Origin of the sequence: Streptomyces sp. NPDC001663 (assembly GCF_042893105.1) — a bacterium.
Taxonomy (GTDB): Bacteria; Actinomycetota; Actinomycetes; order Streptomycetales; family Streptomycetaceae; genus Streptomyces.
Window position 1 is genome coordinate 487,242 of record NZ_JBIAUR010000009.1, and the last position, 20,369, is coordinate 507,610.

The following is a 20,369-nucleotide window of genomic DNA, read 5'->3' on the forward strand; positions in this document are numbered from 1 at the left end:
CGAGGTTCTTCGGCAGCACAAACCCGCGTACTACGAGGTGGGGGCACAGCAACGCCATGGCACAGGGCACGGTCCAGGTGACGCACACCGGCACATCGAGGTGGCGGCGCCGCACGGGTGAGTACGCATCGCTCGCCGCCGCCCTGGAGGCCGCCGCGGACGGGGACGTCCTCACCGTCGCGCCCGGCACCTACCGGGAAAACCTCGTCGTCCAGCGGTCGGTGACGCTGCGTGGCCCGGAGGGCTCCCCCGGTTCGGTGCGGATCGCGCCCACGGACGGGGTGCCGCTCACCGTGCGGGCCTCGGCGGTGGTGCAGGACCTGCATGTGGAGGGCCAGGACGCGGCGGCGCCCGCGCTGCTCGTCGAGGAGGGCACGCCGGAGCTGCTGGACCTCAGGATCGTCACGCGGTCCGCGGCCGGCATCGAGGTGCGCGGCGGTGCGCGTCCGACCGTGCGGCGGTGCACCGTCGACAATCCGGCCGGGATCGGTCTGGCCGTGGTCGACGGCGCGGGCGGGGTGTTCGAGGAGTGCGAGGTCGTGGCGGCCGGCCAGGCCGGGGTCTCGGTGCGCGGCGGGGCGCACCCGCGTCTGGAGCGCTGCCGCATCCATCACGCCTCGGGCTCCGGTCTGTCGGCGACCGGGGAGAACTCCGCGCTGGAGGCGGTGGGTTGCGAGGTCTACGAGGTCCGCGGCAGCGGCGTCCAGGTCACCGCCCGCGCCACCGCCCACCTCACCGACTGCGATGTGCACCGCACCACGGCGGACGGTGTCACGCTCGACACCGACGCGGTGCTCACCCTGGCCGACTGCCGTATCCATGACATCCCGGAGAACGCGGTCGACCTGCGCTCGCGCTCGGTGCTCACGCTGACGCGGACGACGGTGCGTCAGTTCGGGCGCAACGGCCTGTCGGTGTGGGATCCGGGTACGCGCGTGGACGCCAACCAGTGCGAGATCTTCGACAGCACGGGCGACTACCCGGCCGTGTGGGTCAGCGACGGCGCCACCGCCGTGCTCGATTCATGCCGGGTGCACGATGTGCCGGACGCCTTGTTCGTGCTCGACCGTGGTTCGCGCGCGGACGTGGTCGACAGCGACCTGTCTCAGGTGCGCAACACGGCCGTGTCGGTGAGCGACGGCGCCACCGCGCAGCTCGACGACTGCCGTATCCGGGACGCCGCGACCGGCGCCTGGTTCCGCGACCACGGCAGCGGCGGCACCCTCAACAACTGCACCATCGACGCCACCCAGACCGGCGTGATCGTCACCAAGGGCGCCGATCCCACCATCGAGCGCTGCACCGTCGACTCCCCCGCCGAAGCCGGCTTCTATGTCTCGGCGGGCGGCCGCGGCAGCTTCCTCAACTGCCGGGTGACCGGCAGCGGCGGCTACGGCTTCCATGTGATCGACGGCTGCCGTACGACGCTGACGAAGTGCCGTACGGAGCGGTGCGCGCGCGGTGGGTACGAGTTCGCCGAGGGCGCCGACGCAGCCTCCGGCACGGGCCCCGTCGTCGAGGACTGCACCAGCGACGAGAGCGCCGGCCCCAAGCCGCCGACGGCCCGCGAGACCGCCGTACAGACGGCGGGCCATTCCCCCGGCCTGCTGGGCGCCATCCCCGGGCAGCGCAGCACCGAGCAGGAGCCCTTGGTCGCCGTCACGCAGCCACAGAAGCCGACGCGGACGTCGAAGGCCATGCTCGGTGAACTCGACGCGCTGGTGGGCCTGGAGAGCGTCAAGCGCGAGGTGCGGGCGCTGACCGACATGATCGAGGTGGGCCGGCGCCGGCAGCAGGCGGGCCTGAAGGCTGCCTCGGTCAAGCGCCATCTGGTCTTCACCGGCTCCCCCGGCACCGGCAAGACGACGGTCGCGCGCCTGTACGGCGAGATCCTCGCCTCCCTCGGGGTGCTGGAGAAGGGTCATCTCGTCGAGGTGTCCCGGGTGGACCTGGTCGGCGAGCACATCGGCTCGACGGCGATCCGCACCCAGGAGGCCTTCGACCGGGCGCGTGGCGGTGTCCTGTTCATCGACGAGGCGTACGCGCTGTCGCCGGAGGACTCGGGCCGCGACTTCGGCAAGGAGGCCATCGACACGCTGGTGAAGCTGATGGAGGACCACCGGGACGCTGTGGTGGTGATCGTCGCCGGGTACACGGCCGAGATGGAACGCTTCCTTTCCATCAACCCTGGTGTGGCATCCCGTTTCTCACGCACCATCACCTTCAGCGACTACAACCCCGACGAACTCCTGCGGATCGTCGAGCAGCAGGCCGACGAGCACGAGTACCGGCTGGCGGAGGGGACCGCGGAGGCGCTGCTGAAGTACTTCACGGCGATCCCGAAGGGCCCGGCGTTCGGCAACGGCCGCACCGCCCGGCAGACCTTCGAGGCGATGGTGGAGCGGCACGCCGGCCGGGTCGCCCAGCTCGCGGAACCGAGCACGGACGACCTGACCCTGCTCTACGCCGAGGACCTGCCCGACTCCGCCTGAGGGCGCTGTCCCGGCAGGTCCGGCTTGAGCCGGGCCAACAGCCGCTTGCGCTCGTGTGCGAAGGCCGGGTCCGCCTGGTAGTCGCTGTGGCCCAGGATCTGGGCGGGCAGCGGGTGTTGGGCGGTGCGGCCGTAAGCGAGCGGGTCCTTCAGCGGGGCCCGGTCCACCTCGGGCCCGCAGTCGCCGGGCAGCCGGACCGGGCCGCCGATGGGGTCGGTGAGGCGGTGGAGGTTGCGCCAGCAGTCGACCTCGTGGTGCAGCGCGGTCAGCGCGGCCGGTCCGAAGTGGGCCGGGAACCAGCGGCCGTAGAGGCGCTCGAGCGGGGAGCCGTAGGTCAGCAGGGCGACCCGTTTGCGGACGGAGGGCTTGAGTTGCCAGGCCGCCGCCGCGGCGAGCACGCTGCCCTGGGAGTGGCCGGAGAGCACCAGTCGGCCGCCCGTGGCGCGGGTCCAGGTCGCCATCCGCCACGTCAGGTCGGGCACCGCGCGCTCGGCGTAGCAGGGCGGGGCGAAGGGGTGGGCGGCGCGCGGCCAGAAGGTGCCGACGTCCCACAGGATGCCGATGGTGCGCCGGGCAGAGGCGTCCTTGTAGGCGCGCCGGCCCCAGGTGACGAAGAGTATGAAGCCGAATCCGATCAGCCAGGAGCCCAGGGCCTGGGCGGTCTCCGCGGCGCCCTGTACGAAGGCATAGGCGTGCTGAGCAGCCTGGCCGGGCGCCTTGTCGGTGGCCCACGCGCCGAGAAGGGCTCCGGCGCCGAGGATCAGGGTTGTGGTGGAGGTGACGGCGACGATGAGCGGGCCGCGGTCGGTGAGCGTGGCCAGGGCACGCGTGGTGGCAATACGGCGGGTTCGCGCGGTGTCCTTGGGTTCGCCGGGGTAGTCGAGCTCGACCTCGCCCAGTTCGGTGCGGCGCAGCTGCCAGGCGCGCCGGCCGAGCCAGCCGCAGAGCACGAGCAGCACCAGGAGCAGTACGGGGATCACGGACGCCTGCCAGGTCAGCAGGACCGGCGGGCCGTCGATGGAGGTTCCGGTGCCGTCCAGCCAGTCCGACACCCGCTGGGAGACGCCGCCGGACATCACTCCGCCCAGGGCGCAGGCCAGCATCGCCACGGCGGGTCCGGCCAGGCCGTGCATCGCGGCGCGCGGGTCGGGATGGGTGCGATGGAGCAGGCGGGCGACGACGGCGAGGGCGATCACGAGGGCGCCCTGGGCCAGGGCGAGGCCGCCGAAGGTGGTGCCGCCGCCGAGCAGCCGGCCGGTGGAGTGCCAGCCGGGGCGCTCCCATCCGGCGTACACCGCGGCGCACAGCAGCAGGGCCAGGGCGGCCAGTGGCAGACGTCGTACCAGATGCTCGTCGAGCTCCTCGTCGAGGCGGTTCTCGCTGCGTCCCCGGCGGCAGACCACCCAGACCACGACGGCGGCGGTGATCACGAGCGCCGCGTCGAGGAGCAGGCCCACGGAATCGAGCAGGGCGGGGCCGCCCGGCCCGCGGTCGAAGCGGGCCGCGGCAGAGGCCAGCGCGGCGGCGACGGTCACCAGGCCCGCCGCGGTGTGCGCGGCGCGCAGCCGGGCGACCAGGCGGCGGCCGTACCAGAAGCCGGGGCGGCCCAGGGCGGTGCGGCCGGTGTCCTCGTCGGGTTCGGGGCTGCGGGAGATCGGCTGCTGGGACTCGTACGCGCTCCAGGTGCGGTGGGACAGGTACCAGAGCAGGCCGGTGAGTAAGGCGGGCACCAGGGCGGCGACGGCCAGGCGCCGTCCGGGCCTGCTCCACCAGCCGTCGTCCGACACGTCCGGTGACAGGAAGCCCAGCCAGGAGTGACGCTCCGCGCACGCGCGTGTGCCCGCGCACTGCCAGGCCGCCAGGTCCAGGGCGACCTCGCAGGCGGCCGCGACCAGCAGCACCGTCAGGGTCAGGCCCGCCAGCCGCACCAGCAGCCCGTAGAAACGGACCGTCCGTCTGCGACCCCGGGCGGTCGGGCGCATCCAGTGGGCGAGGTTGACGACCATGAACGGCAGCAGCAGGAGCCACAGGGCGCGGGCGCTGTTGCCGGAGGTGAGGTTGCACCAGACGTAGGCCTCCGGGACCGGTCTGTCGCGGTAGTCCTCGGGTCTGCGCTCCGCGTCGGCGTCCTCGGCGCGCCGGAAGACGGCCGCGGTGTCGTCGCCGGTGATCCGCACCGTGCGCGGATCATCGAGCATCTCCTGCGGTGTGGTGCCGCCCACCCCGTGGACCAGGAGTTCCAGGGCGGTCGCTGATTCCTCGGGCCCCTGGGCGGCGCCTTCGGTCGAGGCACGTTCCTGCGCACGCTCCACTGTTCGCCCTTCCCCCGTGACGCGCCGTCGGCTTGTGTCCGTGCGGGCAACAGGATCTCCGCTCGGCCTGGGGCGCACACCTCAAGCCACGGAATCTCCCCGATCCGGGTGACATGCGGCGAAAAGATGAGGCGTTGGTGACATGTGCGCGTCGGGTGGTCGCTGGCGCCGCGGACGCCGACCCGTAGAGTATGGGAGGTCCGCGCACCGGAGCGGGGAGAATGTCCTTGTCGGAGCAGGTGCGCAGGGCGTGTCGGACGGCTGTAGGCGAAAGGACCGGAGCGTACGTGAGTGAGAATCAGAACCTCCTCGCGGAGCAGCGGCGCGCCCTGATCCTGGACGAGGTGCGGCGCCGGGGCGGGGTACGTGTCAATGAGCTGACGCGCAAGCTCGGCGTGTCGGACATGACCGTGCGCCGCGATCTGGACGCGCTGGCCCGGCAGGGCGTGCTGGAGAAGGTGCACGGCGGTGCGGTGCCGGTGGTCGAGGCGAGTACGCACGAGCCGGGCTTCGAGGCCAAGTCGGGCCTGGAGCTGACGGCCAAGGAGGACATCGCGCGCTCGGCGGCCCAGCTGGTCGCGCCGGGCACCGCGATCGCGCTGTCGGGCGGTACGACGACGTACGCGCTGGCCCACCAGCTGATCGACGTGCCCGATCTGACGGTCGTGACGAACTCGGTGCGGGTGGCCGACGTCTTCCACGCGGCACAGCGGACCACGGGCCCCCGGCAGGGCGCGGCCACCGTGGTGCTGACCGGCGGGGTGCGCACCCCGTCCGACTCGCTGGTGGGCCCCGTGGCCGACCAGGCGATCGCGGCGCTCCACTTCGACATGCTGTTCCTCGGGGTGCACGGCATATCGGTCGAGGCCGGCCTGTCGACGCCGAACCTCGCCGAGGCCGAGACCAACCGGCGCCTGGTGCAGTCGGCGCGGCGCGTCGTGGTCGTCGCCGACCACACCAAGTGGGGCGTGGTGGGCCTGAGTTCGTTCGCGGCGCTGGAGCAGGTCGACACGCTGGTGACGGACGCCGGGCTGCCGGGCGAGGCGCGCGAGGAGATCTCCGAGCATCTGCGGCAGCTGTTGGTGGCGGGCAAGGCGGAGGCCTGACCCCCTTCAGGAGGCGGTGCTGACATCTGACGGGCCGCCAGCTATCGTGACGTTGCCCCGGTCAACCAACCTTCTCCGCCAAGGAGGTTCGCGTCCATGGCCCACCGTCTGCGCCCCGTCGGGCTCGAGTTCGTCGAGACCGCCCCCGTACGTCTGGTCTTCGCCCAGGAGATCTCCGCGACGCCGGAGGCGGTCTTCCATGCCCTCAACGACGACGTGCCGGGGTGGGCGGAGTGGTTCGCAGCCGTGACACATGCGCGGTCGGTCGACGACGGTGCGGGGCGTGACATCCGGCTGAAGGGCGGCGGGCGCTTCCGGGAGACGGTCATCGCGGCGAAGGAGGCCGAGGTGTACGCATACCGGGTCGACGTCACCAACGCGCCGGGCGCCCGGGCCCTCGCCGAGGAGTGGCGGCTCATTCCGACCGGGACCGGCACGCGCGTGCAGTGGACCTTCGCCGCGGACGGGACGGCAGCCTTCCGGCTGGTGGTGAAGGCGGCGCGGGCGGGGCTCGGGCGGGCTTTCCGGGACGCGGTGGTCTCGCTGGACCGGCGGCTCACGCGCCAGGGTTAGGGCTCAGCAGGGCCAGACGCCCGTCTCCAGCAGCGTGTCGATCGCCGCCGTGTACGGCTCGATGTCCAGTCCCTGCTCGGCCAGCCACGCGTTCGAGTAGTACTTGTCCAGGTAGCGGTCGCCCGGGTCGCACAGCAGCGTCACCACGCTCCCCTGCCGTCCCTCGGCCACCATCTCGGCGACGATCTTCAGCGCGCTCCACAGCCCGGTGCCGGTCGAGCCGCCCGCTCTGCGGCCGATGGCCCGCTCCAGGGCCCGTACGGCGGCGACGCTGGCCGCGTCGGGCACCTTCATCATCCGGTCGATCGCCCCTGGCACGAAGCTCGGCTCCATCCGGGGGCGGCCGATCCCCTCGATACGGGAACCGCGATCGCAGGCGACGTCCGGATCGCCGGTGGTCCAGCCCTCGAAGAAACAGGAATTCTCGGGGTCGGCGACGCAGATACGGGCGTCGCGCTGGGTGTAGTGGACGTAGCGCGCGAGGGTCGCGGAGGTGCCGCCGGTGCCGGCCGTGGCGACGATCCACGCGGGCTCCGGGAACCGCTCCAACTCCAGCTGGCGGAAGATGGATTCGGCGATGTTGTTGTTCCCGCGCCAGTCCGTGGCCCGTTCCGCGTAGGTGAACTGGTCCATGTAGTGGCCGCCGGTCTCCACCGCGAGGCGGGCCGACTCCTCGTACATCTTGCGGGAGTCGTCCACGAAGTGGCACTGCGCGCCGTGGAACTCGATCAGGCGGACCTTCTCGGCGCTCGTCGTGCGTGGCATGACGGCGATGAAGGGCACGCCGATCAGCTTCGCGAAGTACGCCTCGGAGACGGCCGTCGAGCCGCTGGACGCCTCGATCACCGGGCGGCCCGGCCGGATCCAGCCGTTGCACAGGCCGTAGAGGAAGAGGGAGCGGGCGAGCCGGTGCTTGAGGCTGCCGGTCGGGTGGGTCGACTCGTCCTTCAGGTACAGGTCGATGCCCCACTTCTCGGGCAGCGGGAAGCGCAGCAGGTGCGTGTCGGCCGAGCGGTTGGCGTCGGCCTGGACCTTGCGGACGGCTTCTTTCAGCCAGGCGCGGTAGGCAGCGTCGCTGTGGTCGACGTCGAGGGTTTCGCCGGTCCGGGCGGGCTGGGTCGTACTCACGGCGGTGCTCCTTAGGGCTTTTCGCCGACGGCATGTCGCGCTGCCGACGCACCGATCATAAGCACCTTCCGCACGCTTCTCACCTGCATAAACACCACTTTGAGCTGCTCAAAGAACGGCCTGGGGCAGAGGTGCGCCGGGGTGTGGGGGCGCATTCGGCGAGTGCTCCGGGCACTCGGTGCGCGGGACCCGTGCGTACTGGTGCTCGACGCCGGGTGCGGGCAGACTGCACCAAACGGGGACGCACACTGGATCACGACACGCGCCGGACCAGGACCCACGCGGGAGTACGGGCCGGCGCACCGGACGCGTACGAGGGGGCGGGCGGCATGGCGGAGCCGGAGTTCACGGCGACGGGCGTGCGGATCGGGAAACGGCTGCGTTCGCTCACCCGGGCCGGGCAGGTCCGGATCAGCGAGGGCAGGCTTGCGTTGCTCACCAGTTACGGCACCGAGATCGACAGCGCGCCGGTGCAGGCGGTGCGCGCGTCCAAGCCCTGGTTCGCCGCGGAGGACCGGGCGCTGGCGGACCTCAACGGCAAGCGGTACCTGCTGACCCTGGGCGATCACGATCCCGCACCGGGCGAGCCGGGGCCGCCCGCGGCCCGCCGGTTCATCGAGGCTGTACGGAAGGCCGCCGGGCGCGGCGGCTGACAGGCAGCAACCAGAGGGCGGCGGCGGGCCGCGAGTTGCGGTCCCGCACACCCTGGGCCACGCTGGTCTCACGTCACTCTGGGTTTACCGGCGATAACGCTGCGAACCAGCCCGCCGGGCACGACAGCAGGTGGTGGCTCCCTCAGGCACTCTGCTGGATCCGTCTTCCGTGTTCTTCCGGACCTCTCAGTCGGGGAGTCGCAGCCGTGATCAGTCACCCAAGCAGGCACTGCACGGTGGAGCTCCAAGCCCTGCCGTCGCGGATCGGCCAGGTCCGCAGAATCGTCTCTGCGCAGTTGCGCTACTGGCATCTGGACCCACTCATCGACCGGGCCGCGCTCGGTGTGACGGAGCTGTTGACCAACGTCCACCGTCATGCCCAGCCCGACAAGCTGTGCACCGTGGAGATAGAGCTGCTGCTGGACCGGCTCACGGTCTCCGTGCACGACCACGACCCCCGCCTGCCCGAGGTACGGGACGTGGAACCCTCCGCCACCAGCGGGCGCGGGCTCGCCATGGTGGCCGCCGTCAGCGAGAGCTGGGGCGTGCGCCCCGACGGCGAGTCGGGCAAGGTCGTGTGGTTCACGCTGCCCACCGCGCCGGCCCCGGTCACCGCGCCGGCGCGCCGTCCGCGGCGTACGGCGGACAAGCCCGCCCACCGGTTCGCGGAGGTCGAGCACGCGGTCGACGGCCACAGGGCCGGACATGCTCCCGCCCGGTCGACCGTTGCCGGTTGATCGGGCGGTGATTGGTTGTAGCCGTTGAGGTGGGCCCGAGATCACTCGGTGGCGATGGCGCGCAGTACGTCCAGGCGCGCCGCGCGTCGGGCCGGGCGCAGGCCTGCCAGGGCGCCGGCGGTCAGGCCGACCAGGGCCACGACGAGCAGTTGTACCGGTGGGACCGCGAAGGCGAAGGCGCTGTCGCTCGCGCCGTCCGAGGCCTTTACCAGGACCCAGCCGAGGAAGGCGCCGAGGCCGAGGCCGCCGACCGTGCCGAAGGCTGCTACCAGGATCGACTCCCAGCGGACCATGGCGCGTAGCTGGGGGCGGGTCTGGCCGACGGCCCTCAGCAGGCCCAGTTCGCGGGTGCGTTCGTGGATGGCCAGGGTGAGGGTGTTGGCGATGCCGAGGAGTGCGATCAGAACCGCGAGGGCCAGCAGCGCGTACACGAGCGTGAGCATCATGTCGATACCGCCTGCCGAGGACTGTGCGTACTCGTCGCGGGTCTGCACCTCGGGGTTGCCGTACTGGGCGGCGGCCTTCTCGACTGCGGTCTTGCCCGCGGCCGTGCTCACGCCGTCCTTGAAGGAGACGGCGACGAGGGTGTCGGAGTCCTGGGTGCGGTGCGGGGCCCAGGCGGCGCGGGTGATGACGTAGTCGCCGGCGAGTTCGGACTGGCCGTAGACGGCGCGGACCGTGAAGGTCTGCTTCTTGCCGTCGGTGAAGGTGAGTTGGGCCTGGTCGCCGGTGGTGAGGTGTTGTTTGTCCGCCTCGGTGCGGGTGATGGCGATGCCGTCGGTGCCGAGGGCGCGCAGGGAGCCTTCCACCTTGCCGAGGTCGAAGGTGCGCTCCAGGGCGAGGGGGTCGGTGACGGTCAGTGCCCGTCCCTTGCCGTCGACCTGGGCGACTCCGCGGCCCAGTCCTACGGCCGTGTCGACCTCGGGCAGTTGCTGGATCGCGCCCGCGAGGCGGGGGCTCAGGCCGCTGCCGCCGGCGCCGAAGGACGGAGTGCTCACGGCGACGTCGCCCGCGAAGGAGCGGGAGACGGTCTGGTCCATGGTCGCCTTGAGCGAGGCGCCGAAGACGGTGAAGAGGGAGACCACGGCGACGCCGATCATCAGGGCGCTGGCGGTGGCGGCCGTGCGCTTGGGGCTGCGCAGGGCGTTGCGGCGGGCGAGGCCGCCGGTGACGCCGCGGAGTTTGTCGAGGGGGCCGCCGAGAATTCGTACGGCCGTCGTCGAGGCGACCGGTCCGAGGACGACGAATGCGGCCAGGGCGAGTACGGCGCCAAGTCCTGCCATCCACAGGGACGGCGAGACCAGGACGCCACTGAGCGTGGCGGCCACGGCGAGGGCGGCGAGGCCCATGCCGGTGACTGCGCGGGTGCGGGAGGCGCCGGAGGCGTCGACGGCCGTCTCGCGCAGGGCCGCCAGCGGGGCGGTGCGGCCGGCGCGGGCCGCGGGCAGGAGGGCGGAGCCCAGGCAGACCACGATGCCGACCGCCAGCGGGAGGGTCATGGACAGGGCACTGATGACCAGGTTGCCGTCGGGGAAGGGGAATCCGATCGCCGGGAAGAGCGCTTGGAGGCCGGCTGCGATGCCGATGCCGCCTGCGAGGCCGGCGACCGAGGCGGTGACGGCGACGACGGTGGCCTCTACGAGGGTGGTCGCGGTGACCTGGCGGCGGGAGGCGCCGAGGGCACGCAACAGGGCGTTCTCGCGGGTGCGTTGGGCCACGACGATCGCGAAGGTGTTGTGGATGGAGAAGGTGGCGACGAGCAGGGCGATGCCGGAGAAGACAAGGAGGAAGGTCGTGAAGATGGTCAGGAACTGGCTGGAGATCATGTCCGTGTTCTCCTGGGCCGACTCCTGACCCGTGATGGCCTCAACTCCCTTGGGAAGGGCGGGAGTCAGGCGGTCCACGAGTCCCTTCTCGCTGACGCCGGGGCCAGCTCGCACCTTGATGCTCGCCGCTTCGCCGGGGCGGGCCGTCAGGTACTTCTCGGCGTCGGCGCGGGTCATGCCGGTGAAGGTCACCTGTGCCATGCCGTCCTCGCCGCCGAAGGTCGCGAGGCCGACGATCGTCACCTTGACCGGGTCCGGGGTGCGGAGGGTGGTGGTGTCGCCGATCTCGAGGTCGCCCTTCTTGGCGGCGCCGCGGTTGACGACGACCTCGCCGGACTTCTGCGGGGCGCGGCCTTCGGCGAGTTGGTACGGGTTGAGCTTCGGGTCGGTGATCCAGTTGCCGGCGAGGGTGGGCGGTCCCTGGCCGCCGATGGGCTTGCCGTTCTTGCCGACCAGTTGGCCGGCGCCCTCGATGTCGGGCGCGGCGGCCGCGACGCCCGGCACCCTCTCGAGAGTGCTCACCAGCGCGGTGTCGACGGGCTGGCGGACGCCCTGGCTCTCGCCGGGTGTGGTGATGGCGTCGGCGCTGCGGACGACGGCGTCCGTGCCGCTGGTCGCGTTGCCGAACATGGTGTCGAAACTGGCGCGCAGCGTGTCGCCCATGACGAGGGTGCCGGCGAGGAAGGCGACGCCGAGGAACACGGCGAGGAAGGTGCCGGCGAAGCGCCGCTTGTGGGCGCGCAGGGAGGACACGCTCAGGCGTACGGCGGCGTTCATGACGGCACCTCGAAGGCTTTCATGCGGTCCAGGACCTTGTCGGGGGTCGGGGATTCCATGCGGTCGACCAGGCGGCCGTCGGCGAGGAAGACGACCTCGTCGGCGTGGGCTGCGGCCACCGGGTCGTGAGTGACCATGACGACCGTGCGGGAGGTCTGGCGCGCGGCGCGGCCGAGCAGGCCGAGGACCTCCTCGCCGGAGCGGGAGTCGAGGTTGCCGGTGGGCTCGTCGGCGAAGACGACGTCCGGCTGTCCGGCGAACGCCCTTGCCACGGCGACGCGTTGCTGCTGGCCGCCGGAGAGTTCGGAGGGCCGGTGGTGGAGGCGGTCGCGCAGGCCTACGACATCGATCAGCGCGTCGATCCACTCCGGGTCGCCATTGCCGCCCGCGAGGTCCAGCGGCAGCGTGATGTTCTCGGCGACGGTCAGCGTCGGGACCAGGTTGAACGCCTGGAAGACGAAGCCGACGCGGTCGCGGCGCAGGAGGGTCAGACGGCGGTCGTCGAGGCCGCCCAGGTCCGTGTCGCCGATGTAGGCGGTGCCTGAGCTGAGCGTGTCGAGGCCGGCCGCGCAGTGCATCAGGGTGGACTTGCCGGAGCCCGAGGGCCCCATGATCGCGGTGAAACGGCCGACCGGGAAGTCGACGCTCACCCCGTCCAGGGCCCTCACCTCGGTGTCGCCGCGGCCGTACACCTTGACGGCGTCGACGACCCGGGCGGCCGTGCGCATGGCGGTCGTGGTGGTCACGCCGCACCGCCCTTCGTGCGGCCGAACTGCTCGTCCAGCACGGACAGCCGGCGCCAGTACTCGTCCTCGTCGATCTCGCCGGAGGCGAAGCGGCGGCCGAGCACTGCGAGGGGCGAGTCGCCGGACGGGCGGGGGTCGTCCATCGCGCGCCAGGGTCCGCGCCGGCCGCGCCAGACGGTGCGGCGCAGCAGGGTGACGACGCCGATCACGACGGCCGCCCAGATCAGCGGGAAGAACAGGATCCACGGGCCGGGGCCGCCGTCCCAGTTCGCAAGGGTCTGCATCTCGAGTCATCTCCCGGGTGGGTCTTGTGGTTGATGCCTTGAGACTCGCGCCGGGGAGGGGTCCGGGTCGTCGTACGGCCAGCGGCAGTGTGTGTACCTCCCGGGGAGTACGCGGGCTTGTTCCCGCTGCTCCGCCGGGGGCTCGGAGCCGGGTGAAACGACCTCGACCTCTGTAACTACTAGTATGTACAGTGAGAGTATGAGCACCTCGGACCGACTGATCGAGTCCACCCGTGAGCTGCTGTGGGAGCGCGGATACGTGGGCACCAGCCCCAGGGCGATCCTGGAGCGCGCGGGCGCCGGACAGGGCAGCATGTACCACCACTTCAAGGGGAAGCCGGATCTCGCGCTGGCGGCGATCCGGCGGACCGCCGAGGAGTTGCGGGCTACCGCCGAGGGAGTACTCCGCGGGCCGGGGACGCCGTACGAGCGCATCGAGGCGTATCTGCGGCGCGAGCGTGACGTGTTGCGCGGCTGTCCCGTCGGGCGGCTGACCATGGATCCGGACGTCATTGCCAGCGACGAATTGCGTGCGCCGGTCGACGAAACCCTCGACGCGATTCGCGAGTTGATCGCCGGGATCGTCGAAGAGGGCAAGGAGCAGGGGCAGTTCGCGCCGTCGCTGGACGGTGAGGAGATCGCCGCGACCGTCCTGGCGACGGTGCAGGGCGGGTATGTCCTGGCGCGTGCCTCCGGCTCCTCCGCCGCCTTCGATGCCGGTGTCCGAGGTCTGCTCTCCTTGCTCGCCCAGCGATAGGAGTACCCGTACGTGCACATCACCAGGAAGCGCCCCGACACCCAGCAGGGCCCGGCAGAGAACTTCACCGGCTCAGTCTGGCTCGACGAGATAGCCACGCCCGCGGCGCCGTCCCGACTGCGCATGTTCAACGTCCATTTCACGCCCGGCGCGCACACCGCCTGGCACCGCCATCCGCACGGTCAGGTCCTGCACGTCCTGGAGGGCGAGGGGCTGGTGCAGCGCAAGGGTGGTGACGTGGAAGCGATCCGCGCGGGCGACACGGTGTGGATCGAGCCGGGCGAGTGGCACTGGCACGGTGCCGGGCCGCGCACCTTCATGACCCATCTCGCCGTCGTAGAGGCCGCGGAGGACGGCACGACCACGGAGTGGGACGTGCATGTCGGTCCGGCGGACTACCCAGTTGGCGATTCCCGGCACAACTCGGCCTGAGGAGGCATCCGATGCACGCCATGCAGTACGAGCTGACCCTGCCCGCCGACTACGACACCGCCGTCATCCGCGCCCGCGTCGCCCGCATCGGGCATCTGCTGGACGAGTGGGACGGCCTCGGTTTCAAGGCGTATCTGCTGCGCGAGCGCGGGCAGCACGGCTCGCCGGTCAACCAGTACGCGCCGTTCTACCTGTGGAACACCGTGGAGGGCATGAACGCGTTCCTGTGGGGCGGGGCTTTTCAGGGGCTCAGCAATGACTTCGGGCGGCCGTCGGTCCGTCAGTGGTCCGGACTGGCGTACGAGGACGGCGGCAGCGTCGGCTCTGCGGCGCGGTTCGCGGTGCGCAGGCGCCAACTCATGCCGGAGGGCGTTGAGTTGGCGGAGGTGATGGCGGACGCGGTGAGCGAGACGCAGCGGCTGGCCGGTGCCGACGGTGCGGTGCTGGCCGCGGCCGCCGTGGATGCGAGCCGCTGGGAGCTGGTCCACTTCTCGCTCTGGGAGCACGACGCGCCGAAGGCCGACGGCGACATGTTCCAGGTGCTGCATCTGTCGACGCCGGGGCGGGGGCGGTTGCCGCGGGGTCGGCAGTGGTGAGCAGCGTCCGTACGGTGCTGGGGGATGTGCGGCCCGAGGACCTGGGCGTGTGCGACGCGCACGACCATCTCTTCATCCGCAGCCCGCAACTGCCCGGCCGGGAACTCAACGACGCCACCGCCGCGCGGGCCGAACTGGAGGCGTTCCGAGCGGCCGGCGGGGCGAGCGTCGTCCAGTGGACCCCGTACGGGATGGGGCGGCGCGCCGCCGACCTGCCGTTGCTGTCCCGGGCGGCCGGTGTGCACGTGGTCTGCGCGACGGGACTGCACCAAGCGGCGCACTACGCACCGGAGTTACTCGAAGAGCTGCGCGGCAAGCTCGCCGAGGTCTTCGTCGGCGAACTGACCGAGGGCATCGGCACGTCGGGCGTCCGGGCCGGGCTCATCAAGGTCGCGGGCGGCTTCCACGCCCTGGACGCGCATGCACGCTGGAGTATGACCGCAGCGGCCGAGGCGCATCACGCGACGGGCGCGCCGATCGCCGTCCACCTGGAGCTGGGTACGGGAGCGCTGGACGTACTGGACGTGCTGTGCGGGGAGTTGGGGGTGCCGCCGCGCCGGGTGATCCTCGGTCATCTGAACCGCTCCCCCGACTTCGTGGTCCAGCGGCAGGCGGCCGAGTCGGGCTGCTGGCTGGCGTTCGACGGCCCCTCCCGCGCCCATCACGCCACCGACTGGCGAATGCCGGACGCCGTACGGGCCCTGGCCGAGGCCGGTTTCGGGCATCGGCTGCTGCTCGGCGGGGACACCGTGGTCGCCGGGGCGCGGTCGGTCGACGGCGGGCCCGGGATGCCGAATCTGCTGCGCAGGGTGCGGCCGCGGCTGGCGCGGGAGCTGGGTGCGGAGCTTACGGACCGCGTCCTCACGGCGAACCCCGGCCGGGCGTTCGCCGTGGAGTGGCGCTGAGCGGAACGGGGCTCTGTCCTGCTGCGCCCCACGGTCCGCCAGGAGCAGGACGTCGAGGACCGGTCTGGCTGAGCCGGCTCACCGGCAGAGTTCGTCGATGTCGTCGGAGAAGGTCGGGAACTCGGCCCGGGCGGCGGTGACGATCTCGCGGGTGGTTCGGCGCGGGGTGGTCGCATGCCGCTCGGCGAGCTCGGTCAGTGCGGTATTGGGGCGTGCCTCGTACTGTTCGTACTCCACGATCTCCATCGGGCCCAGGCCGTCGGCCAGGACCCACAGGAAGTCGGACAGGTTCGCCGCCACCACTCCGCGCTCGCCCTCCGAACCCAGGAACACCACGGGCTGGTCGGCGAGGGGCCGCCCCGGCCGCACGCACCACAGGGCAGCCAGACCGCCCGTGCCGTCCTGGCCGAAGACCCGGTAGGCGTCGCCGACCAGCTCGTGGTTGCCGGTCCAGTGGCGCAGCCAGTCGGTGGTCTCCTCGGCGGAGTCGAAGGCGTCGTACGGCTCGAAGTCGACGCCCTCGCCCTCGTCGTAGTCGAACTCCACCCGGGCCACGTCGACGAGGGCAGGCGGAAAGCTGCGGTCGTCGTGTCTCGTCTCGATCATGCACGCAGGCTAGCCGCTGCCACTGACAACGGCCCTACGCCACCGAGATGTCCACCGACGGCCGCAGCTTCGCCGCCGCGGCCAGCGCCTCGTGCACCGGGTGGCTGTCGAAGACCGCCAACAGGGCCTCGTCCGCCGGGTGTTCGGCGGCCGGGTAGGCGATCTGCTCGTACGCCGCCTGGAAGCGCGGGCCCCAGCGGCGGGCGCCGAGGCGGGCCGTGCGGGAGCAGTTGTCGACCATGTACGCCACGTTCCGCGCGTGCATGTACGGCAGCAGGGAGTCGACCGCCTCGATCACGGACTCGTTGACGATCTCCGACCAAGGGTGGCCGCGTTCGGCGAACTCGTCGATCTGGGCGGTCATGGTGGCGACGAACACGCCGGCGGTGAACGGGTCGACGGGCAGGGCGTGTTCACCGCGGCGGGCGTGCACCTCGTCGCTGACCGCCCACATCGGGGAGCCACCGATCTCGCTCATCGGCCGGTTGCCCAGGCGCCGTTCGGCGAGGATCACGCTACGCAGTTCGGTGCCGTCGACGACCTCGTCGTAGATCTCGGCGACGATCTCGCGGGCCGGTCCGTACGTGGCCGTGTACGCGCGGTCGAAGACCTCCCGGCCGGCCGGGTCGAGGCCCTCGCGCACGGCGCGCAGGCCGGTGTGCGAGATGGTGCGGGCGATCGGGCCGGTGATGTTCTCGCAGGACCGCTCGTAGGCGGTCACCTCGTCGGCCCCGGCGAGGCGAAAACGGGTGTGGAGGCTCTCGACGATGCCGTGGACCGCCCCGAGCAGGATGGCGCGTTCGCCGACGATGTCGGAGAGGTACTCGCTGTCGAGCGTGGTGCGGAAGGTGTACGGCGATCCGAGCGCGACCGACCAGCCGAGTGCGAGGTCGGTGGCCCGGCCGTCGGGGTCGGCGTGGACGGCGTAACTGCTGTTGATTCCGGCGCCGTTGATCTCCTCGCCCTGCTGGTAGAGGCGGCGCACGGAGTCACCCATGCCCTTGGGGCACACGGCGATCACCCCGTGCCCGGGCGGGAACTCCCCGCCGGTTTCCCGGAGATGGCCGAGCAGGAAGCCGTGCGAGAGGCCGATGACCGCGCCCGGCTCGAGAGCCGCGAAGATCTCCTGGTGGTGGGTGGCGAGTGCGGCGTCCGCGATCAGGAGGATCACCAGGTCGCTGTCGGCGGTGACGGCGAGCCAGTCGCCGAGCGTGCCGTCCTCCTCGGTGAAGCCGTGGGCGCGGGCGTCGGCGGCCGAGGCGGAGTTCGGGCGCAGACCGACGGCCACGTGGATGTCCGTGCCGGCCAGCGAGTCCCGCAGGTTGAGGGCCTGGGCGCGGCCCTGGGGGCCCCAGCCGAGCACGCCGATGCGCTGCACGCCGGCGAAGGCCTGCGGCAGCAGCGGGAAGAGGTGCCGGCCGCCGCGGAGGATGGTCTCGGTGCCGCCGGGCACGGCCATGGTTTCGAGGGGGAAGACGCGGGAGGAGTACGTCGTGGTCGAGGTCATGGTCGAGTTGTAGGCTCCGGCAGAGCATTGCAGCAAGCGCAACATCTGCAGCGGAGTGTTGCGGGAAGCGAAAGGGCCAGGTGAGCGGATGCGCGACGACCATCGGGAGCTGCGGCTCTTTCTGCATCTGGCGCAGACGCTGAACTTCGGGCGGACGAGCCTCGACTGCCATGTCAGCCCGGCGACACTCACGCGTACGGTGCAGCGGCTGGAGACGGATCTCGGGCATCTGCTGTTCGAGCGCGGGCCGCGCGGGGTGTCGCTGACTGCGGAGGGGCACCGGTTTCGTGAATACGCCGTCCAGGCGCTGGAGTTGTGGCGCTCCTACCGCGAGGAGCATCCCGATCCGGCCCAACTCACCGGCCGTCTGGCGCTGTTCGCCACCGTAACCGCCTGCCAGGCGCTGCTGCCCGACCTGTTGGCTCCCTTCCGCACCGCCCATCCCCAGGTCCTCCTCGACCTGCGCACCGGTGACGCGGCGGCCGCGCTGGCCCGGCTGGACGAGGGGGAGGTGGACGTGGCCGTCGCGGGGATCCCGGCGCGGCTGCCGGAGGGGCTGGTCGGCCGCACGGTGGCGGTTACCGAGCTGGTCCTGGTCACGGCACGGGATCGCCCGGACCCCGGTCTCGACGGACCCTTCGTCCTCCCCCACCGCGGGCTGGTGCGCGAGGCCGCCGACCGCTGGTTCCGTACCCGGGGCACGACACCCGAGGTGGCCTGCGAGCCGGACGGCCACGAAGGGCTGCTGACGCTGGTCGCCCTGGGCTGCGGCACGGGCGTGGTCCCCCGCCTCGTGCTGGAGCACAGCGCGGTGCGCGACCGGCTGGCGGTGATTCCGGCCGATCCGGCGCCGGAGCGGTTCGAGATCGGGTTGTGCGTACGGCGGGCCGATCTGCGGCGGCCGTTGGTGGCGGCGCTGTGGAGCCTGTGTCAGTGAGTCGGCCTGTGCATCACGACGGGTGGCTCGGGACGTGGCGGGTCGGAGCTCGGGCGGTCAGGAAGCAGTCATGCCGAGGTCGAGCCGCTCGATGCGCTCCACGTTCCCCCGGTCCTCGGCGTCCTCGCTGGCCTCGCCCGCGAACCAGGCGTCGAGGATCTCCTTCAGCAGTGGCTCGGAGGTCAGGCGGAGGCTGAGCGCAAGTACGTTGGCGTCGTTCCAGCGGCGGGCGCCGTCCGCCGTGTAGGCGTCGGTGCACAGGGCGGCCCGTACGCCCGGCACCTTGTTCGCGGCGATGGACGCGCCGGTGCCGGTCCAGCAGCACACGACCGCCTGGTCCGAGGCCCCCTCGGCGACCTCGCGCGCGGCGGCCTCCGAGCAGGCGGCCCATTGCGGGTCGTCGCCGGGGCTGAGCGCCCCGTGGGTCACTACGTCGTGGCCGCGTCGCCGCAGCTCCGTGACGAGCGTGCGCGCCACGGGTTCGTCCATGTCCGAGGAGACCGAGATCCGCATGCTCGGAGCCTAGCCTCCCAGCGCGCGGGCGAGCAGGTCGCGGCGGTTGTGGGTGCCGGTCTTCGCGAACACCGACTTCAGGTGGTCCTGCACGGTGTGCTCCGAGACGTACATGCTGCCGGCCACGGTATGGCTGTCGGCTCCCGTGGCGAGCAGGCCGAGCAGTTCGCTCTCCCGTGGGGTGAGGGCGAAGGCGCGGGCGTAGACGGCGAGCCGCTCGCCCGGTGAGGTCTCCTCGATGGTGACGGCGATGGTGCGCCGCTCCGTCGGCCCCTCCTCCCCCAGCCTGGCCGCGCGCAGTGTCAGCCACAGCCCGTCGGTGAGGTGCACGCGCGCGCGTGGCGGATGCGGGTCCACGCCCGCCTCCACCGCCAGAAGCTGCGCGGCCACGTTGTACGCGCCGGCCGGCACGGGCGGACGCCCCTGCTCCGGCGGGACGAGTACGCGCAGGTAGGCATGCGTGTCGGGGGTCTGCCCGAGGACCTGGAGCTCGGGCGAGAGCAGCAGCACCAGTGGCCCGGGCCGGGGCGCCTCCCGCTGCCGTACGACGAAGGTGGCGGCCTGGCTGCGGCGCAGCGCGGCGGTGATCGGTGCGGTGAGGCGGGCCAGGTGGGCGGCCTCGGCAGGGCTGAAGTCGCGGCCGGCCCGCCAGAGGTCGAGGAAGCCCCAGCTGCCGTGGCGGTCCCGGAAGGCCATGGAGGCGACGTCCCGGATGCGGTGGGCCTGCAGCAGGTCGCGCCACAGGGGCCCACGGTCGCCCTCAGGACGGTCGCTCAGCAGGGCGACATCGCGCACCGCGGTCCAACGGTTGGCCCGGGTCAGGTACTTGAGGCGGATCAGCCGGGGCAGCTCCGGCAGACACGGCACATCGGCGACGGGCGCGCAGCCGACCGCCGTCTCCGGGTCGGTCAGCAGGAACGCGTATGCGTCGAACCCGACGGCGGCCCGCACCTCGTCGAGGAGCCGCAGACGCAGCTCCCGGGCATCGCCACCGGCCTCGCACAGCCGGACGATGCGGTCGTAGCGGGCCGCGAGCCGGTCCTGGTCGGCCATGATCCGAGCGTACGCCGCGGCCCCGGATCTCCGGGTGTTCCGGGACCGTGCCGCGACTCCCCCCACATGTCTGGGATGTACGGCGGCCCGGCCTGCCGCCCAGCATGAAGGTGACCGGCGAAAACGGCCCGAGGAGGAGTCATGCCGACCCTGCACATCGAGCATCCGATCACGGACTTCGCCGCCTGGAAGGCCGCATTCGACCGCTTCGCCGAGGCGCGCGCGGGTGCGGGCGTGCGGCGCCATAGGGTCCAGCGGCCGGTCGACGATGCCGCGTACGTCGTCGTGGATCTGGATTTTGACGATGTGGCCGGGGCCGAGCGGTTCCTGGGTTTCCTCAGGGCGCGGGTGTGGTCCTCGGCCGAGAACGCGCCCGCCCTGGCCGGCACGCCGCGGACGCGGATTCTGGAGACCGCCGAGGAGGGGTGA

At 72.0% G+C, this 20,369-nt stretch carries 20 protein-coding genes; 11 read left to right on the top strand and 9 right to left on the bottom strand.

Annotated features, from left to right (window positions below):
- The first annotated feature begins 56 nt into the window (after window positions 1–56).
- Entirely contained in the window at window positions 57–2,492 is a 2,436-nt protein-coding gene (locus ACFY1L_RS30000; protein ID WP_388831001.1) for a right-handed parallel beta-helix repeat-containing protein, read from the top strand.
- Here the strand turns inward: ACFY1L_RS30000 and ACFY1L_RS30005 are convergent.
- The gene (locus ACFY1L_RS30005; RefSeq protein ID WP_388831003.1) at window positions 2,462–4,804 is read right to left on the bottom strand and encodes a hypothetical protein; all 2,343 of its coding nucleotides are present in this window, start codon (window positions 4,802–4,804) and stop codon (window positions 2,462–2,464) included. The two genes, ACFY1L_RS30000 and ACFY1L_RS30005, sit on opposite strands and share 31 nt — an antisense overlap.
- A gap of 287 nt (window positions 4,805–5,091) precedes the next feature.
- On the opposite strand from ACFY1L_RS30005, the gene ACFY1L_RS30010 reads away from it, so the two are divergent.
- Window positions 5,092–5,910 carry a DeoR/GlpR family DNA-binding transcription regulator gene (locus tag ACFY1L_RS30010; protein ID WP_388831005.1) on the top strand — a complete coding sequence of 273 codons (819 nt, stop codon included), beginning with the start codon at window positions 5,092–5,094 and terminating at the stop codon, window positions 5,908–5,910.
- Window positions 5,911–6,006: 96 nt separating this feature from the next.
- Window positions 6,007–6,483 (top strand): SRPBCC family protein, encoded by a 477-nt coding sequence (locus ACFY1L_RS30015; protein WP_388831007.1) that lies wholly within the window; start codon window positions 6,007–6,009, stop codon window positions 6,481–6,483.
- Window positions 6,484–6,486: 3 nt separating this feature from the next.
- Here ACFY1L_RS30015 and ACFY1L_RS30020 read toward each other — a convergent pair whose 3' ends face one another.
- Window positions 6,487–7,611 (bottom strand): PLP-dependent cysteine synthase family protein, encoded by a 1,125-nt coding sequence (locus ACFY1L_RS30020; RefSeq protein ID WP_388831009.1) that lies wholly within the window; start codon window positions 7,609–7,611, stop codon window positions 6,487–6,489.
- Window positions 7,612–7,940: 329 nt separating this feature from the next.
- On the opposite strand from ACFY1L_RS30020, the gene ACFY1L_RS30025 reads away from it, so the two are divergent.
- Window positions 7,941–8,264 (top strand): hypothetical protein, encoded by a 324-nt coding sequence (locus tag ACFY1L_RS30025; protein WP_388831011.1) that lies wholly within the window; start codon window positions 7,941–7,943, stop codon window positions 8,262–8,264.
- Window positions 8,265–8,470: 206 nt separating this feature from the next.
- Window positions 8,471–9,001 carry an ATP-binding protein gene (locus ACFY1L_RS30030; RefSeq protein ID WP_388831013.1) on the top strand — a complete coding sequence of 177 codons (531 nt, stop codon included), beginning with the start codon at window positions 8,471–8,473 and terminating at the stop codon, window positions 8,999–9,001.
- A 41-nt stretch (window positions 9,002–9,042) separates the two neighbouring features.
- Here the strand turns inward: ACFY1L_RS30030 and ACFY1L_RS30035 are convergent, their stop codons facing one another.
- Genes ACFY1L_RS30035 through ACFY1L_RS30045 form a run of 3 tightly spaced genes read right to left on the bottom strand, consistent with a single transcriptional unit; the run spans window position 9,043 to window position 12,634 of the window.
- The gene (locus ACFY1L_RS30035) at window positions 9,043–11,604 is read right to left on the bottom strand and encodes an ABC transporter permease (protein ID WP_388831015.1); all 2,562 of its coding nucleotides are present in this window, start codon (window positions 11,602–11,604) and stop codon (window positions 9,043–9,045) included.
- Window positions 11,601–12,350, bottom strand: a complete 750-nt coding sequence (locus ACFY1L_RS30040) for an ABC transporter ATP-binding protein (RefSeq protein WP_388831017.1) — start codon at window positions 12,348–12,350, stop codon at window positions 11,601–11,603. Before ACFY1L_RS30040 ends, ACFY1L_RS30035 begins: the two co-directional genes overlap by 4 nt.
- Window positions 12,347–12,634, bottom strand: coding sequence for an SHOCT domain-containing protein (locus ACFY1L_RS30045; RefSeq protein ID WP_388831019.1), 288 nt, complete (start codon window positions 12,632–12,634; stop codon window positions 12,347–12,349). Before ACFY1L_RS30045 ends, ACFY1L_RS30040 begins: the two co-directional genes overlap by 4 nt.
- A gap of 184 nt (window positions 12,635–12,818) precedes the next feature.
- Between ACFY1L_RS30045 and ACFY1L_RS30050 the strand changes: the two genes are divergently transcribed.
- Genes ACFY1L_RS30050 through ACFY1L_RS30065 form a run of 4 tightly spaced genes read left to right on the top strand, consistent with a single transcriptional unit; the run spans window position 12,819 to window position 15,324 of the window.
- Window positions 12,819–13,391 (top strand): TetR/AcrR family transcriptional regulator, encoded by a 573-nt coding sequence (locus ACFY1L_RS30050; RefSeq protein ID WP_388831021.1) that lies wholly within the window; start codon window positions 12,819–12,821, stop codon window positions 13,389–13,391.
- A 12-nt stretch (window positions 13,392–13,403) separates the two neighbouring features.
- Entirely contained in the window at window positions 13,404–13,823 is a 420-nt protein-coding gene (locus ACFY1L_RS30055) for a cupin domain-containing protein (RefSeq protein ID WP_388831023.1), read from the top strand.
- A gap of 11 nt (window positions 13,824–13,834) precedes the next feature.
- Window positions 13,835–14,419 carry a DUF4865 family protein gene (locus ACFY1L_RS30060; RefSeq protein WP_388831025.1) on the top strand — a complete coding sequence of 195 codons (585 nt, stop codon included), beginning with the start codon at window positions 13,835–13,837 and terminating at the stop codon, window positions 14,417–14,419.
- Window positions 14,413–15,324 (top strand): phosphotriesterase, encoded by a 912-nt coding sequence (locus tag ACFY1L_RS30065; protein ID WP_388831027.1) that lies wholly within the window; start codon window positions 14,413–14,415, stop codon window positions 15,322–15,324. The genes ACFY1L_RS30060 and ACFY1L_RS30065 overlap by 7 nt, the downstream gene beginning before the upstream one ends.
- A 78-nt stretch (window positions 15,325–15,402) precedes the next feature.
- Here ACFY1L_RS30065 and ACFY1L_RS30070 read toward each other — a convergent pair whose 3' ends face one another.
- Together ACFY1L_RS30070 and ACFY1L_RS30075 are read right to left on the bottom strand one after the other, a co-directional pair.
- The gene (locus ACFY1L_RS30070) at window positions 15,403–15,930 is read right to left on the bottom strand and encodes an SMI1/KNR4 family protein (RefSeq protein WP_388831029.1); all 528 of its coding nucleotides are present in this window, start codon (window positions 15,928–15,930) and stop codon (window positions 15,403–15,405) included.
- Between the two features lie 34 nt (window positions 15,931–15,964).
- Window positions 15,965–17,437, bottom strand: coding sequence for a ketol-acid reductoisomerase (locus ACFY1L_RS30075; protein WP_388831031.1), 1,473 nt, complete (start codon window positions 17,435–17,437; stop codon window positions 15,965–15,967).
- An 88-nt stretch (window positions 17,438–17,525) separates the two neighbouring features.
- Between ACFY1L_RS30075 and ilvY the strand changes: the two genes are divergently transcribed.
- Complete coding sequence (gene ilvY, locus ACFY1L_RS30080; protein ID WP_388831033.1) at window positions 17,526–18,374, top strand: HTH-type transcriptional activator IlvY; 849 nt, start codon at window positions 17,526–17,528, stop codon at window positions 18,372–18,374.
- A gap of 57 nt (window positions 18,375–18,431) precedes the next feature.
- Here the strand turns inward: ilvY and ACFY1L_RS30085 are convergent, their stop codons facing one another.
- Window positions 18,432–18,887 (bottom strand): RpiB/LacA/LacB family sugar-phosphate isomerase, encoded by a 456-nt coding sequence (locus ACFY1L_RS30085; protein ID WP_388831035.1) that lies wholly within the window; start codon window positions 18,885–18,887, stop codon window positions 18,432–18,434.
- Between the two features lie 9 nt (window positions 18,888–18,896).
- A complete protein-coding gene (locus ACFY1L_RS30090; protein ID WP_388831037.1) occupies window positions 18,897–19,940 on the bottom strand; it encodes a LuxR C-terminal-related transcriptional regulator in 1,044 nt (347 codons plus the stop codon).
- Window positions 19,941–20,081: 141 nt separating this feature from the next.
- Here ACFY1L_RS30090 and ACFY1L_RS30095 point away from each other — a divergent pair, with 141 nt between their 5' ends.
- Window positions 20,082–20,369 (top strand): hypothetical protein, encoded by a 288-nt coding sequence (locus ACFY1L_RS30095; RefSeq protein ID WP_388831039.1) that lies wholly within the window; start codon window positions 20,082–20,084, stop codon window positions 20,367–20,369.

Bases quoted from the DNA above. Each gene is read 5' to 3' on its own strand.
- ACFY1L_RS30060 (WP_388831025.1), top strand. From the start codon at position 13,835: ATGCACGCCATGCAGTACGAGCTGACCCTGCCCGCCGACTACGACACC.
- ACFY1L_RS30000 (WP_388831001.1), top strand. From the start codon at position 57: ATGGCACAGGGCACGGTCCAGGTGACGCACACCGGCACATCGAGGTGG.
- ACFY1L_RS30015 (WP_388831007.1), top strand. From the start codon at position 6,007: ATGGCCCACCGTCTGCGCCCCGTCGGGCTCGAGTTCGTCGAGACCGCC.
- ACFY1L_RS30075 (WP_388831031.1), bottom strand. From the start codon at position 17,437: ATGACCTCGACCACGACGTACTCCTCCCGCGTCTTCCCCCTCGAAACC.
- ACFY1L_RS30050 (WP_388831021.1), top strand. From the start codon at position 12,819: ATGTACAGTGAGAGTATGAGCACCTCGGACCGACTGATCGAGTCCACC.
- ACFY1L_RS30025 (WP_388831011.1), top strand. From the start codon at position 7,941: ATGGCGGAGCCGGAGTTCACGGCGACGGGCGTGCGGATCGGGAAACGG.
- ACFY1L_RS30085 (WP_388831035.1), bottom strand. From the start codon at position 18,887: ATGCGGATCTCGGTCTCCTCGGACATGGACGAACCCGTGGCGCGCACG.
- ACFY1L_RS30035 (WP_388831015.1), bottom strand. From the start codon at position 11,604: ATGAACGCCGCCGTACGCCTGAGCGTGTCCTCCCTGCGCGCCCACAAG.
- ACFY1L_RS30045 (WP_388831019.1), bottom strand. From the start codon at position 12,634: ATGCAGACCCTTGCGAACTGGGACGGCGGCCCCGGCCCGTGGATCCTG.
- ACFY1L_RS30095 (WP_388831039.1), top strand. From the start codon at position 20,082: ATGCCGACCCTGCACATCGAGCATCCGATCACGGACTTCGCCGCCTGG.
- ACFY1L_RS30090 (WP_388831037.1), bottom strand. From the start codon at position 19,940: ATGGCCGACCAGGACCGGCTCGCGGCCCGCTACGACCGCATCGTCCGG.
- ilvY (WP_388831033.1), top strand. From the start codon at position 17,526: ATGCGCGACGACCATCGGGAGCTGCGGCTCTTTCTGCATCTGGCGCAG.
- ACFY1L_RS30070 (WP_388831029.1), bottom strand. From the start codon at position 15,930: ATGATCGAGACGAGACACGACGACCGCAGCTTTCCGCCTGCCCTCGTC.